11 protein-coding genes, 7 tRNA genes and 1 other RNA gene are annotated in these 14,205 nt (G+C 36.2%); 4 read left to right on the forward strand and 15 right to left on the reverse strand.

All coding sequences use genetic code 11. The annotated features are described in order from the left end of the window. Positions 1-263 precede the first annotated feature (263 nt). Positions 264-1,766, forward strand: coding sequence for a DUF4394 domain-containing protein (locus tag ACKTTZ_RS04855; RefSeq protein ID WP_407847629.1), 1,503 nt, complete (start codon positions 264-266; stop codon positions 1,764-1,766). An 86-nt stretch (positions 1,767-1,852) separates the two neighbouring features. Here ACKTTZ_RS04855 and ACKTTZ_RS04860 read toward each other — a convergent pair whose 3' ends face one another. From ACKTTZ_RS04860 to rpsU, 15 genes are all read right to left on the reverse strand, one after another. After that, positions 1,853-4,951, reverse strand: coding sequence for an efflux RND transporter permease subunit (locus tag ACKTTZ_RS04860; protein WP_407847631.1), 3,099 nt, complete (start codon positions 4,949-4,951; stop codon positions 1,853-1,855). A 69-nt stretch (positions 4,952-5,020) separates the two neighbouring features. Beyond that, complete coding sequence (locus tag ACKTTZ_RS04865; RefSeq protein ID WP_253316237.1) at positions 5,021-6,106, reverse strand: efflux RND transporter periplasmic adaptor subunit; 1,086 nt, start codon at positions 6,104-6,106, stop codon at positions 5,021-5,023. Positions 6,107-6,110: 4 nt separating this feature from the next. Further along, positions 6,111-7,352, reverse strand: a complete 1,242-nt coding sequence (locus tag ACKTTZ_RS04870; RefSeq protein ID WP_407847633.1) for a TolC family protein — start codon at positions 7,350-7,352, stop codon at positions 6,111-6,113. Between the two features lie 217 nt (positions 7,353-7,569). Then, a complete protein-coding gene (locus ACKTTZ_RS04875; protein ID WP_407847635.1) occupies positions 7,570-8,934 on the reverse strand; it encodes an ATP-binding protein in 1,365 nt (454 codons plus the stop codon). Then, complete coding sequence (locus ACKTTZ_RS04880; RefSeq protein ID WP_034693163.1) at positions 8,935-9,615, reverse strand: response regulator transcription factor; 681 nt, start codon at positions 9,613-9,615, stop codon at positions 8,935-8,937. It lies immediately after the preceding gene. 231 nt (positions 9,616-9,846) lie between these two features. After that, a tRNA-Thr gene (locus ACKTTZ_RS04885) sits at positions 9,847-9,918 on the reverse strand. Positions 9,919-9,960: 42 nt separating this feature from the next. Then, a tRNA-Gly gene (locus ACKTTZ_RS04890) sits at positions 9,961-10,033 on the reverse strand. A gap of 86 nt (positions 10,034-10,119) precedes the next feature. After that, positions 10,120-10,200, reverse strand: a tRNA-Tyr gene (locus ACKTTZ_RS04895). Between the two features lie 20 nt (positions 10,201-10,220). Continuing rightward, positions 10,221-10,294, reverse strand: a tRNA-Thr gene (locus tag ACKTTZ_RS04900). Between the two features lie 87 nt (positions 10,295-10,381). Then, positions 10,382-10,454, reverse strand: a tRNA-Gly gene (locus ACKTTZ_RS04905). An 89-nt stretch (positions 10,455-10,543) separates the two neighbouring features. After that, a tRNA-Tyr gene (locus ACKTTZ_RS04910) sits at positions 10,544-10,624 on the reverse strand. A gap of 18 nt (positions 10,625-10,642) precedes the next feature. After that, positions 10,643-10,716 (reverse strand) — tRNA-Thr (locus ACKTTZ_RS04915). A 109-nt stretch (positions 10,717-10,825) separates the two neighbouring features. After that, a complete protein-coding gene (locus ACKTTZ_RS04920) occupies positions 10,826-11,116 on the reverse strand; it encodes an HPF/RaiA family ribosome-associated protein (protein WP_047435429.1) in 291 nt (96 codons plus the stop codon). Further along, complete coding sequence (locus ACKTTZ_RS04925) at positions 11,113-12,000, reverse strand: tyrosine-type recombinase/integrase (RefSeq protein ID WP_034693156.1); 888 nt, start codon at positions 11,998-12,000, stop codon at positions 11,113-11,115. Before ACKTTZ_RS04925 ends, ACKTTZ_RS04920 begins: the two co-directional genes overlap by 4 nt. 78 nt (positions 12,001-12,078) lie before the next feature. Further along, entirely contained in the window at positions 12,079-12,276 is a 198-nt protein-coding gene (rpsU, locus tag ACKTTZ_RS04930) for a 30S ribosomal protein S21 (protein ID WP_045501128.1), read from the reverse strand. Positions 12,277-12,545: 269 nt separating this feature from the next. Here rpsU and ssrA point away from each other — a divergent pair. The 3 genes from ssrA to ACKTTZ_RS04945 all read left to right on the forward strand — a co-directional run bounded on the left by ssrA (position 12,546) and on the right by ACKTTZ_RS04945 (position 14,197). Next, positions 12,546-12,947, forward strand: a transfer-messenger RNA (tmRNA) gene (gene ssrA, locus ACKTTZ_RS04935). Between the two features lie 168 nt (positions 12,948-13,115). Then, a complete protein-coding gene (locus tag ACKTTZ_RS04940) occupies positions 13,116-13,574 on the forward strand; it encodes a hypothetical protein (protein ID WP_034693121.1) in 459 nt (152 codons plus the stop codon). Between the two features lie 383 nt (positions 13,575-13,957). Continuing rightward, positions 13,958-14,197 (forward strand): acyl carrier protein, encoded by a 240-nt coding sequence (locus ACKTTZ_RS04945; protein WP_002976354.1) that lies wholly within the window; start codon positions 13,958-13,960, stop codon positions 14,195-14,197. The last annotated feature ends 8 nt before the right edge of the window (positions 14,198-14,205 follow it).

Raw genomic sequence — 14,205 nt, forward strand, 5'->3', positions numbered from 1 at the left:
AATACCAAAAACTTTTTATTAAAAAAACTTTCAATATTCTCATCCAGTGAAGGACAAACCTTATATTTAACGTATTGAGACTGCAAATTTACACATTTTTCCGAATAGAAAAAATCCTTAGAAACGTTTTATTAAAAATATAAACTATCTTGTTAATTATGAACAGGATATACAGACAAAAAAATATTGATTATTACCTGTATCCATGAATCCAAGTGCTGTTTTTTCTCGTACATATAAAGATAACAACTAAAATTAATATTATGAGAAAACTATTACACATGTATTTAGCCTTGTTTGCTATTACAACATTATTTTCATGTGATCATTCAGATGAAAACAGTATGTCAGAAAATATGCCTCCGCAGGGCCCGGATCTTATGGTATATGGAATAACAGCAATGAATGAGCTGGTTTATTTTAACTCCAATAATCCAAAAACCTTCCTCTCAAAAACAGCGGTAACCGGTGTTACCTCAGGAGAAAAATTATTAAGTATAGATTTCAGACCTGCCACAGGAGAATTGTATGCATTATCCAATGCCAGCAAATTATATATCATCAATACCTCCAATGCTTCCGCAAGAACAGTAAGCTCAACAGCATTTTCCCCTATGATCTCCGGAACAATAGCTTCTATTGATTTCAATCCTACTGTTGACAGAATTCGTCTGGTAAGTAATTCCGGACAAAATCTACGCTTACATCCGGAAACCGGAGTTGTTGCTGCTACTGATATTACTATTAATGGAACAGGAAGTCCTTCAATAACAGGATTAGCCTATACCAACAGTAAGGCTGGTGCTTCTACAACCATTTTATATGATATTGATCCGATGCTGGGAAAATTATATAAACAGGATCCTCCCAACAATGGAACTTTGGTAGAGGTTGGAAGTCTTGGAACTACTTTTACAGGACAGGCTGCTTTTGACATCAAATATGATAACAGTACTGCTCTCTTAGCTTTTAATGATAAACTGCATATTCTGGATCTGAATAATGGAAAAGCAACCTCTATAGGAACTCTTCAACAAGGAATCATTGACATTGCCATTCCTACAGAACCGGTAGCTTATGCCATTGACAATTCGAATAATATTCAGATTTTCAATCCGAATACCCCAATGCCTGTCTCCAAGACTGTGGCAGGACTACAAAGTGGTGAAAATATTTTAGGAATCGATTTCCGTCCTGCCAACGGACAATTGTATGCTTTGGGAAGTTCAAGCAGAATTTACACCATAAACTTAGGAACAGGCGCTGCCACAGCCATAGGAACAGCTCCATTTGCCACCCTCCTTTCTGGAACTGATTTTGGATTTGATTTTAACCCCACTGTTGACAGAATAAGGGTAGTAAGCAATACTGGACAAAATCTCCGACTCAATCCTAACGATGGAACTATTGCTGCTGCAGATCTCGCATTAAATCCTGGAAGTCCAATGATAAGTGCAGCCGCCTATACCAACAATTTTGCCGGAGCTACTGCTACTACTCTGTTTGTTATCGATCATAATACGGATAAATTATATCAGCAAAACCCACCCAACAACGGGACTTTAGTTGAGACAGGTTCTTTAGGAATCAATATTACCAATGCTAATGGTTTTGATATTGGAGGCATGAGCCAGAAAGCTTATTTAATGGCTACTGTAGGTTCTTCAACAAAAATTTACACTGTAAATACAATGACAGGAGCAGCTACTTCTGTTTCTGATTACCCCAATACTGTAAAAGCTTTTGCAGTGGGGTTAGGATTTTAAACTCATCCTTTTTTTATTTCAATAATGGAGAAGCGCGGAAAACTTTGTTTTCCGCGCTTCTAACTAATATATAAATGAAAGATTAATTAAATTTGACTGAGCTTTTTTGTTCTGTTGAAGATCCAGAAGATAATCGGAAAAATAAGCAGGGTAAGCACTGTAGCTGTAATCAGTCCTCCGATAATAACAATGGCCAAAGGTTTCTGAGATTCCGATCCGATTCCTGTAGACAAGGCTGCCGGCATCAATCCGATGGAAGCCATCAATGCTGTCATAATCACGGGTCTTGTTCTGGATTTCACCCCATTTAAGATGGCGGTGTCTATATCCATTCCGTCTTTAACATTCTGATGGAACTCGGTGATGAGAATAACCCCGTTCTGGATACAAATTCCCAGAAGGGCAATCATCCCTACTCCGGCAGAGATTCCAAAATTGATTCCGGTAACATGCAATGCGATAATTCCTCCTATCAAAGCAAAAGGTACGTTCGCTAACACCAAAAGAGAATCTTTCATATTCCCAAACAGAATAAACAACAGGAAGAAAATCATCAGAATACTCACAGGTACTACCTGTGCTAACCTGTGAGAGGCACGCTGCTGGTTTTCAAACTGACCTGTCCATCCTACAGAATAGCCATCCGGAAGGTCAATGGTTTCCACTTTTTTCTGGGCATCCGCAATGGTACTTCCCAAATCTCTGTCACGAATGGAGAATTTAACTCCGATATATCGCTTTATATTGTCTCTGTAGATAAATGCAGCTCCGTTATCTTTAACAATGGTACTTATTTCTTTTAAAGGAATTTTTGCTCCATCCTGTGTAGGTACCATCAAAGCAGCAATGTCATTTTCATTGGTTCTGTATTCCTGAGAATAACGAAGACGGATCGGGAATTTTCTTTCCCCGTCAAACATTTCAGAAGCTGTTTTTCCTCCAAAAGCCATTTCCAGCACAGCTTGGGCATCCGCAGGCATGACTCCGTAAGCAGCCATCTTATCTCTATCCAAAACTACGCTCACTTCCGGTTGCCCAATATTTTTAATGATTCCCGGATCTTTTACGCCTTTCACATCTTTAATCTTCAGTAAGACTTCATGGGCTAATTTATCCAGAGTTTCAAGGTTATCACCGTAGATTTTGATTCCGTTTTCAGCTTTAAAACCTGCAACGGCTTCTGCTACGTTATCCGAAATCGGCTGAGAATAGTTGAAGGTAATTCCCTGATAACTTCTAAGTTTTTTGTCTATTTCATTGATCAGTTCATCATAAGTAATCTTACGCTTCCATTCTTCTCTTGGCTTAAGATTCACCGCAAATTGTACAAATCCAAACCCGTTGGGATCAGTTCCGTCATTACTTCTTCCCGTCTGCGCAAGAACATCTGTTACTTCGGAGAAGCTCATAATGTCTTTCTTTAAAAGATCAGCTGTTTTCAGAGATTCTTTTAATGAGGAGCTCATCGGCATTTCTGCAGTGATCCACAATGAACCTTCGTTCAACTGGGGTAGAAATTCTGTTCCTAAAAATTTACCGGAAAACAAAGTAACTGCCAAGAAAGAAATCGCCACAATCATGCTCATCTTTTTATGTTTGAACGTTAAATTAAAGCCTTTCAAAACGATTCTGTCCCAGAAATTAACAAATGGGTTATTTTTTTCTCTTACATTTTTATTTAAAAGAATATGGGAAAGAACAGGAACTAATGTTAAGGTAAATATCAACGCTCCCATTAATGCAAATCCCAATGTAAATGCCAGAGGAGAGAACATTTTTCCTTCTACTTTCTGAAATGAGAAAATAGGAATCAGAGAGGTGATGATAATTAATTTCGAAAAGAAGATTGCTTTTCCTAATCCGGTTCCGGTCTGCTTAATCCAGCCACCTTTGGCAAGTTTATTAAACTTCTCCATTCCGTACCGCTTCGCTTTATGATCGAGCATTACGAAGAGACCTTCCACCATGACGACGGCTCCGTCAATGATAATCCCGAAGTCAACCGCTCCTAACGAAAGCAGATTGGCACTCATCCCGGCCAGTTTTAAACATAAAAAGGCAAATAATAGAGACAGAGGAATGATGATGGAAACAATCAAAGTGGTTCTCCAGTCTGCCATAAAGATTAAAACAATTACCGTTACCAATACAATTCCTTCAATAAGGTTATGCATTACAGTATGCGTAGTGAAATCCATCAGATTGTCGCGGTCATAGAAAGTGACCATTTTCACATCTTTCGGAAGTACTTTTTCGTTAAGCTCTTTAATCTTAGCTTTCACTCCTACCAGAACTTCTCTTGGATTCTCTCCTTTTCTCATCACAACGATTCCTTCTACTGTATCGTCATGATGATTCAAAGCAGCCTGTCCTACTCTAGGCATAGAGCTTTCATGAACTTCTGCTACATTTTTTACCAAAACAGGGTTTCCACTGTCATTCTGAATGGTAATATTTCCGATATCTGCCACAGATTTTACCAAACCAATACCTCTTACTACATAAGCCTGGCCATTTTTTTCAATGACATCACCTCCTACATTCAGATTACTCTTGGTAACGGCATCATATACCTGAAGCGGAGTCAGATTATATTTATCCAATGCTCTCGGATCAATACTGAGTTCAAAAACTTTATCCTGCCCTCCGAAAACGTTGATATCTGCTACACCCGGAACCCCTCTTAAGGCACGGTCTATCACCCAGTTTTGCAGGGTAAGCAATGTTCGGGAATCTTTTGTTTTACTTTCCAGCGTATATCTGAAAATCTCACCGGTTGGCCCGTAGGGTGGCTGTACTTCGGGGTCTACCTCATCAGGAAGGCTAATGGTTCTTAACTGGTTATTGACCTGATTTCTGGCAAAAGTATCATCCACCCCGTCGTCAAACAGAATTTTAACAATGGAAAGTCCAAACATGGTGGTACTTCTCACACTTGTTTTTTTCTGAACCGGGCTCATCGCCAATTCGATGGGTGTCGTGACAAAACGTTCTACTTCTTCTGCACTACGTCCATTCCATTGGGTGATGATTACAATCTGGGTATTGGTTACATCCGGAAAAGCTTCAATAGGCATGTTTTTGAAACTTATAAAACCGGAGATGGCTAAAATCGCTACCCAGATAAAGGTAAATGCTTTATTTTTTAATGAAAAAGCGATTATATTTTTTATGAATTTATTCATGATAGATACATTGATGACCTAAAAAAGCCGTTAAAGAAAAATGCAAACATTCTTAATGGTTTAATAAGACTAGCTGTTCAGCGAGCGGTAGATCAGCAGCTGATTGTTGGTAATCACTTCTTCTCCTTCTTTCAGACCGTCTGCAATATAGGTGACATCACCCACCTGCTTTAATACTTTGATTTCTCTGATCTTTACATCTGTCCTGGATTTAAAAATCACCACAAAGCTTTTATTATCATCAAAGATCACAGCTTTGGATGGAACAGTAAGCGTAGAGTTGCTTTCCAGACTGGAAACTTTTATTGTGGCTTTACTGTCCGGGATTAAAAGTCCGTTGGCATTGTCCAATACTACTCTTGCCTGCATGGCGTTAGTCTGCGGATCAATAATTTTGAATATTTTATCAATTTTTCCATCAAAAACTTTGTCGGGATAAGAAAGGGTGGAAACCTGTGCCTTCATTCCAAGACTGATTTTATCAATATCAGATTCATTGACATTCATTATCGCCCATACATTGGTAGTATTGGCCACATCAAAAATATTATCACTTCTGTCACTTCTCAGCTGCATGTCTTTATTGATACTTTTCTGAACAATATATCCGCTGATAGGTGCTACCACACTGTATATGTTTCCGGTTTTCACATTATAAACCGTACTTACCGCTGCAGCTCTCTGCAATTGGTCTTCAGCTTTTTGTAACTGACTTTTAGCTTCCAGAACATCTCTTTCTGTATTAAGCTTTCCTTCGTAAAGCTCTTTTGCCACACGAAGATTATTTTTTGCCACTACCAGATCTGTTTTTGCATCGCTCACATCCTTTTGAATTTCTGCAAGCTCAGTACTCCTAATCGTAGCCAGTACTTGTCCTTTTTTTACATAGTCACCCAATTCTACATTGACACTCATCACATTTCCTCCTACTAAAGGGTATACGTCTATATAGCTGTTTTTATCTGCTGAGATTTTTCCGTAAAAGCTGTATTCATCTTCTATATTCTTTTTTTCAACTTTTGCCAGAGAAATAGAATTCAGCATCGTGTTACTGAGTTCAAATCCTTTTTTGGCATGAACATTTTTCTCTTCCTCTTTTTTGGAACAGGCCATTAATGAAAGAACCATCAATGCGGGGATAATATATGTTTTCATCATTTTAATAGAAGATTTTCGTTTGTACTAATTGATTAAGCTGTTCTGCAGACTGCATGATTTCATTTTTCATATCATAGATCTGAAGAGCTGTCTCCCTGTAACTATCCATGAAGTCTGTAAATTCAATCAGGTTTACATTTCCTTTTCTGAAATTGTTCAGCATTCCATTGTAAACAAGTTCCATATTCTGAAGGTCTGTAGTTTTCACATCCAGAAGCTGGTCGTATTGTGCTTTCCAGGTTTTATAGGCAGATTGGACTTTAGTTTCCAGAGTTAGTTTTTGAAAGTCTGCATTTTTCTGATTCTGCTGAATGGCATAATTTGCTTTTACAACATTTCCCTGATTGGCTTTCCATAGCGGCAAAGGAATTCCTAAAGTCAAATTTGCTTCGTTATTGAAGGTTCCTCCTGCCTGGTCCCATGCAGCGCCTACGGTAACATCCGGTACATTCAATGATTTCTGCCACTGTGCATAAAGCTTACTGTTATCAATAAGTTTCAAATTATATCGATAATCTGCATTATTTTCCAGAGCTTTGCTTTTCAGTTCTTCTTCATCACCGAAAGGCTGTGCCACCAAAGCTTCTTTAGCTTCGGTTTCAGACATCGTAGGTTCTATCTCTTCAGTAACTCCTGTCAGAACTTTCAGATTCTGTTCAAAATCAAGAATATTTTTATTGATCTCCAGTTTATCATGATTCAGCTGGATTACAATACTCTGCAGCCTTACTGCGTCTTTAAGGGAAACATTTCCTTTTGCTGACTGCACACGATAGGCGTTTAAAAGATCATTCATATACCCTAGCTGCCTGTTGGTATTCTCAAGCTTTAGTTTTTCGTAATAAAGATTGAAATAGGTAGAACGGAGCTGGGCTCTTAAATCTACCAGCAATTGTGAAAACTGAAGTTGAGCAAGCTCTTTATTGGACTTGGCAAAAGCAATTTCATTTTTCTTTTTACCACCCATGTAAATCAATTGAGTAATACCCGCTCCTTTAGAATGTCCTACATCAAAAAACTTTTTGTCTTGAGGATTATAAGCGTTGAATTGCCCGCTTAATTGGGGTAATTCCCAGATTTTAGCCTGCAGAATATCCGCATCAGCCATATTGATGTTGTATTGTTCGGCGAGCAGTTGGAGGTTGTTCTTCTGGAAAGCTTCTTCGCAATCCAAAAGAGACATCTGCTGTTGTGCCGCCATGAATGAGGAAACGGCGAGGCACAGCACTGCAATTCTGTTCATTATTTTTCTTTTTAAATTACAAAATTGCTTTGATGCTATTAAAAGAAACTTAAATGACGCTTAAAAAAATATTAAAATAGGCTTGAGCAGGCTGTTTCTACAACAAACCACAACATGAAATCAGTGAATTTTTCTCCAACTATTGAATTTTTATTAAAAAATTTAATCGGGAGTTTAACAAAAAAGCAACTGTTTTTCATATCAGCTGCTTTTCATTTTATTTTTTAAAAAATAGTGTAAACTTATTCATATACTCTTCAGGTGAAGAATATATAATATCTGCATCATGATATTCCAGAATCCTTTTGACGATTCTAAGACCTAATCCTGACCCGGCTATATTCTGTGCGTTATTTCCCCTCGTAAAAGCTTCAAACAATTTAGTCTGCTCATCTTCAGAAATAGTATTACCATGAGAAATAACTTCGATGGAAAGATTATCGTTGGTTTCAGTGATCAGAACATTCACTTCTGTATTATCTGAATACACCGCTGCATTTTTAAACAAGTTGATAAATACAATTACCAATAGTGACTGAATTCCTTTTATAGTCAGAAAAGCATTTTCAGAACTTTCTTCATTGATCAGAAAATCCAGCTTAAGTTGTGGATAACTTTTTTCCACCGCTTCAAAAGCTTCAAAAATGACTTCATCGATTCTTACTTCCTCATAAATACTCTGGATATTTTCTTTATCAAACTTGGTAAGCAGTAAAAGTGAATTTGTCAGATCCGACAGCTGGTATACATCTCTCTGGATTTGTTTTAAAGAAGACAGAGTTTCCGGAGAATGTTCTTCAAACTTAATAAGGTTTTCCAGCTGAAATGCCATTCTTGTAATAGGAGTTCTTATCTCATGCGAAGCACTGGCTGTAAAATCTTTTTGTGACTGAAATACATCATCCAGCCTTCCAATCATTGTATTAAAGGATTTTGCAAGAACACTTACTTCATCATTGGATTGCTCTACCGGAATCTGTGTGGTGAGTTTATGAGCCGTAACTTCAGAGATTTCTTTGTTCAGATCTTCCAGAGGACGGAGGAACTTTTCTACAAAATAATAGCTGAAGAAACCAATAAGCATGGTGCTCATCACATAAGCTGTAATCAAAAGATATTTAAGATATCCCAATTTGGATTTCCCATTGGTATCAAAAGCACTTGTAAGGATATAATAATTTTCGCCGTTGATATTCCTAAGGGCTGCATAGATTTCCGGAACGGTCTTTTCTGTATAGATAATCTTCTTTTTATCCAGCTCCTTAAGCATGGCACTATCCCAGATGACATTTCGGTCTTTGATCGTACTGTAGATCAATTCTTTTTTCTCATTGAAAATTAAAATCTTTTCATTCAAAAGAATGTTATCTGAATTTTCATTGAAAAAAACGGGTGCTTCCTCTTCAAAGTCTTTGGATTTTGAGATGAAATGAGAAGTAAATTCAAGTCTCTGCCTGAATCTTTCTTTAAACTCATCTCTTCTGAAATCATTAAAAGATAAATAAATGACCGCCATCACCATTCCAAATAATAATGAAAAGGCAATACTTATCGTTAAAGCGATCTTTCTTTTTAAAGACATTTATAATGGGCTTAGATAGTATCCAAACCCTGAACGGGTGTGGATCAGTTTTATTTTAAAATCTTTATCGATCTTCTTCCTCAGGAAATTGATATAAACTTCTACGGTGTTAGTATTCGTGTTAAAATTATGTTCCCAGACATGTTCTGTGATCTGTTGCTTGGAAACGGTTCTTCCTTGTGCTTCTGCAAGATAAACCAGAAGTTGGAATTCTTTTAGGGTAAGGGCTATCTCATTACCTCCACGATAAACTTTCTGTTCGGTTTTATTGATAATAAGGTCATCAATTCTTAAAATATCCTGATCTGAACTATCAGAAGGCGCTTTTCTCCTCAGCAATGAATTGATTCTTAGCAGAAGTTCCTCAAACTGGAATGGCTTTACAAGATAATCATCAGCCAGCCTGGTGAAGGCATCTTTTTTATCAGAGATATCCCCATAGGCAGAAATGATAATGATAGGAGTATTTTTGTCAAAAGAACGGATAGTCTGACAGACATCAAGCCCATTTATCTTAGGAACATTAATGTCTAATAAATACAGATCATACGTGCTATTTTTTATCTGGCGGAGAAAGGTCTCTCCGTCATAGATCTTATCACAATTAAAATTATTTGATTCTAAAAATCTGCACAATTCCGCAGACAAAATGAGATCATCTTCCAGTAAAAGAATATTCATCAAAAATTTATTTTACACGAATTTAAAGAAAATTTTATGATTGTGATTCTAAAGGTGAGGGAAAAGTTTTCATGATAGCACTATCAGCAAGAAACGAATCTGAAAAAAAGATTGAAGAAGGAAATAATTTTAGGATTTATCTAAGCAGATGTTTAACTGTAAAATGATCAGATAATAAAATTACATTCTTTTGGGCATAAAAAAATCCCGAAGAGATTCGGGAAAATCGAGAGCCAACTACGGGACTTGAACCCGTGACCTCTTCCTTACCAAGGAAGCACTCTACCGCTGAGCTAAGTCGGCATCAACTAAAAAAATCACACTAAGTAGCATGATTTTTTGTTGAGCGGAAGACGGGGGTCGAACCCGCGACATTCAGCTTGGAAGGCTGACGCTCTACCAACTGAGCTACTTCCGCAATTTTGTTTCCAAAACTATTGGTAAACGCTGTGCAAAACTAAGAAAATTTATTTAATCTTGCAAGTTTTTTTATAATATAAAATGTGGGGAGAGCAGGATTCGAACCTACGAAGCCGAAGCAACTGAGTTACAGTCAGTCCCATTTAGCCACTCTGGAATCTCCCCAGATATTTTATATTAAAATGAGCCTCCAGAGGGATTCGAACCCACGACCCCGAGATTACAAATCACGTGCTCTGGCCAACTGAGCTATGGAGGCATTTTAATAAAAGACTGAAATTGATTGAGAAACTCTACTCTACATATTTCAGTGTTAAAAAAATCACTTTTAACGTGTGATTTTTTGAGCGGAAGACGGGGGTCGAACCCGCGACATTCAGCTTGGAAGGCTGACGCTCTACCAACTGAGCTACTTCCGCAATTTTGTTTCCAAAACTATTGGTAAACGCTGTGCAAAACTAAGAAAACTTATTTAATCTTGCAAGTTTTTTTTTATAAAAATATAAAGTGGGGAGAGCAGGATTCGAACCTACGAAGCCGAAGCAACTGAGTTACAGTCAGTCCCATTTAGCCACTCTGGAATCTCCCCAAAAGTTTATATTTTATGAGCCTCCAGAGGGATTCGAACCCACGACCCCGAGATTACAAATCACGTGCTCTGGCCAACTGAGCTATGGAGGCAAATATAAAAAAGAATTCAAAAGATCGCTGTTCCTTTTTTGCGAGTGCAAATATAGAACGGATTTTTTGAATTCTCAAATATTTTATAAACTTTTTTTAACTTTTTTTCCTATGCCATTTCTTTTTTCTTGATTAATAGCTTTTTAGCAGTATCAACACAAAGGTCCAAACTTTCTTCAAAACTTGTAGATGTCTTCTTTACTACGATATCGTCTCCCGGAACCGCCAAAATAATCTCGGCTGTTTTATTTGCTTTATCAGCATTATTTTCCACTTTTAAAAATACCTTACACTCCTGAATTTTGTCATAGAAGGTATCCAATTTGCTAACTTTTTTGTCGATGTGTGACTCTAGTGGTTCGTGTGGTGTTAAACCGATTGATTGAACTGAAATCTTCATAATTCTTCTTTTTTTGATGCTCGAGGGTGAGCCTGATTAAACACTTTTTTCAATTGTTCAATATTAGCATTCGTATAGACTTGAGTACTGGCAAGACTGGAATGCCCTAATATTTTTTTCACTTTGGAGATCTCCGCCCCATTATCCAAAACGTGAGTAGCAAAGCTATGCCGAAGGATGTGAGGACTTTTTTTTTCTTTCGTTGTTATAAGACTAAGGTACTTATTAACTACCACATAAACAAATTTTTCGTTGAGTTTTTTCCCTTTCTTATTGACAAAAAAATATGATTTAAATTCTGTCTGTGGATTTCTTATTTCAAGATAACTTTTAAGAAGTCCGGACAGTTCATCGGAAATAGGAATTACCCTTGCTTTATTCCCCTTTCCTATTACTTTTAATTCATTTTCATATAAGTCAACATTCTCAAATATCAGGCCACAAAGTTCCGCTTTACGCACACCTGTCTGGTAAAGAACCTCCATAATACATTTTTCAAGTACATCATGTACCTCCTCGAAAATCCTTTCATTAAGGTCTTCCATTTCCTCTTTAGACATAGGAATCTGTTTCTCAGCGTAAAACTTCAGAGAAGAAATACCTTCGGTAGGAGAAACTTTAATTTCCCCTATTTTTAAAAGAAAAAGATAGAAACTACGGAGCGAGGATAATTTTCTGTTGATACTTCTTTTAGAAATGTCATTTTCACTGAGTTCAACAATAAAATTCCGGATAATCTTTTTGTCTGCCCTGGCTAAATTTTCGGAAGATTCTGTTCGGAGAAAGAAATGAGAAAAGTCTTCAAGGTCTTTTTTGTAGCTTGTGATCGTATGAGGAGAATATCTTTTTTCGAATTGTAAGTATTCTAAAAATTTTTCCAGCATCATAGGTATAAAAATAAAAATTCACTCCTCAAATATAAGAATTTAAGAAGTGAATTAATATATGGTTAAGAAAAAATCTTAAGCCTGCTCTTCTTTGCTAAGCGCTCTTTGTTTGTAAGCAGCTTTTAACTTAGATTGTCTCAAAGTTACAGAAGGCTTGATAAAAGCTTGTCTAGATCTTAATTGACGAACAGTTCCTGTTTTATCAAATTTTCTCTTGTATTTTTTTAAAGCTCTGTCGATGGATTCACCATCTTTTACTGGAATTATTAACATATTTTACATCTCATTTTGGATTGCAAAACTAGACAATTTTTATGAGAACACAAAATATATTGCAACAAACAATCACTCTTCCATCTTAAGTCTTAAAAAAAACCTTGTATTAAAGCCTGTTGACAAACAATAATATTTTATCCACAATAACTGGATATTCAATTATTAATAGCTTCAGGATACTCATTTTGTTTCCTAATTTCTATTAAAACCACGTACATTAATGAAATGTAAACAAAAAGCATTATCTTTGCCATCACTTTATTCATGGGGTTGACTGGTTTCGACAGCAAGACCAATGGGTAAGTAAGCATGCAGAGAACCGTAGCGCGATCTCTATAATCCCTTGCTACAAAATTTTAACTGGCAACGAAGAGTTCGCTCTTGCAGCTTAATATCGAAGTATAGTAGATCAAGCGTTTTCCCGAAGATTTCAGTAGGGAAGCAAGATATTCCACAAATGCTCTGTTCTGCGGCGTTTGATTCTGGGATATAGGAATGCGGAAATAAGGCTTTAGAAGCTTTGGCTAAAGCTCGAAAACTTTAGAAGATAAGCTGGTAGTTGGGTGTCTATCCTCTGCTTCCAGTCGAAAACCAATGGTAGAATAAGCATGTAGAAAGCTTATGTATTGCTTGTTTGGACGAGGGTTCGAATCCCTCCAACTCCACAAAAACCGCTTATTTTATTTAAGCGGTTTTTTTATTTGTTTCTTGCAGATTACAGACTCTCAAAATTCAATAATTTGGTAATTAGAATAAATCCATATATTTACATTAATATTCTTTATTCTCTAATAAAAAGAGAATAGTAATTCATTGAATAACTAATAATCCATTTTATGAAAATTACAAAGAACGCTTTATCAATATCCCTTTTTGCATTTTTATTTTTAGTTTTAAGTTGTTCTGGAGATAATGATAATCTACTTGAAAAAGAAGAACCAACAGCACCTGTTCAAACTAAACACTTCAACCCACCACTCTGGATACAAGGCACATGGCATACAACAGAGACTCCTACTACACGCTTAAAATTTACTAAAGATGACATTATTTCATTAAATGACAATTCCAGTCTCAATGATCAAATAAACAAATCGAAAACTACAAATATAATATGGGCAGTTGAACATGAAGCATCATCAAGTAGTGGATACGTTTATTTAATAACATATAGACCCACTACAGGGAGCTTATATAGTAATTCTGAATTTAGAGTTTATAAAATTAATGACACACTAATGCGAAGAATTACAGATTCTCCTTATTCAGTTTATTATGCCAAAGAAAAAGACTAGTAAATTAAAAAACATTGATTTCATATTTATTTCTTAAAGAAAATCATCTATTTAAATAGGTGATTTTTCTTATTTCTCATTGTTTACGACAAAAAAATGAACTCAATAATGCTATAGAATTTTACAATTACCCATTGGGTTTTATTCATATTAAGATAAAATTCTACCCGATCTCAAACTTTCTTATTGTAAAACATTTTACCATTATTCAATTTAGATTTCAATATTTTACACATATTAAATATAACCTACTGAAAACGAAAAGACTAAACAGAAACAACCCAAAATAAAAGCTTCTGGTCCACAAAAAAGACTAAAAAAATGTTTTATCGTAAAGAATTTTATATATTTGCACCATCTAACAATTAAAAAAATAATTTACTATGTCAGACATTGCATCAAGAGTAAAAGCTATCATCGCTGATAAGCTTGACGTTGAAGAAACAGAAGTAACTCCTGAAGCTAGCTTCACTAACGATTTAGGAGCTGATTCACTAGATACAGTTGAGTTAATCATGGAATTTGAAAAAGAATTTAACATTCAGATCCCTGATGACCAAGCTGAAAAAATTACTACTGTAGGACACGCTATCGCTTACATCGAAGAAGTAGTAAATAAATAATATTCTTC

The sequence above is a fragment of the Chryseobacterium sp. KCF3-3 genome (assembly GCF_045865955.1).
Lineage (GTDB): Bacteria > Bacteroidota > Bacteroidia > Flavobacteriales > Weeksellaceae > Chryseobacterium.

Excerpts from the sequence above, each read along its gene's own strand:
- ACKTTZ_RS04855 (WP_407847629.1), top strand. The coding sequence starts at position 264 with ATGAGAAAACTATTACACATGTATTTAGCCTTGTTTGCTATTACAACA.
- ACKTTZ_RS04860 (WP_407847631.1), bottom strand. The coding sequence starts at position 4,951 with ATGAATAAATTCATAAAAAATATAATCGCTTTTTCATTAAAAAATAAA.
- ACKTTZ_RS04865 (WP_253316237.1), bottom strand. The coding sequence starts at position 6,106 with ATGAAAACATATATTATCCCCGCATTGATGGTTCTTTCATTAATGGCC.
- ACKTTZ_RS04870 (WP_407847633.1), bottom strand. The coding sequence starts at position 7,352 with ATGAACAGAATTGCAGTGCTGTGCCTCGCCGTTTCCTCATTCATGGCG.
- ACKTTZ_RS04875 (WP_407847635.1), bottom strand. The coding sequence starts at position 8,934 with ATGTCTTTAAAAAGAAAGATCGCTTTAACGATAAGTATTGCCTTTTCA.
- ACKTTZ_RS04880 (WP_034693163.1), bottom strand. The coding sequence starts at position 9,615 with ATGAATATTCTTTTACTGGAAGATGATCTCATTTTGTCTGCGGAATTG.
- ACKTTZ_RS04920 (WP_047435429.1), bottom strand. The coding sequence starts at position 11,116 with ATGAAGATTTCAGTTCAATCAATCGGTTTAACACCACACGAACCACTA.
- ACKTTZ_RS04925 (WP_034693156.1), bottom strand. The coding sequence starts at position 12,000 with ATGCTGGAAAAATTTTTAGAATACTTACAATTCGAAAAAAGATATTCT.
- rpsU (WP_045501128.1), bottom strand. The coding sequence starts at position 12,276 with ATGTTAATAATTCCAGTAAAAGATGGTGAATCCATCGACAGAGCTTTA.
- ACKTTZ_RS04940 (WP_034693121.1), top strand. The coding sequence starts at position 13,116 with ATGAAAATTACAAAGAACGCTTTATCAATATCCCTTTTTGCATTTTTA.
- ACKTTZ_RS04945 (WP_002976354.1), top strand. The coding sequence starts at position 13,958 with ATGTCAGACATTGCATCAAGAGTAAAAGCTATCATCGCTGATAAGCTT.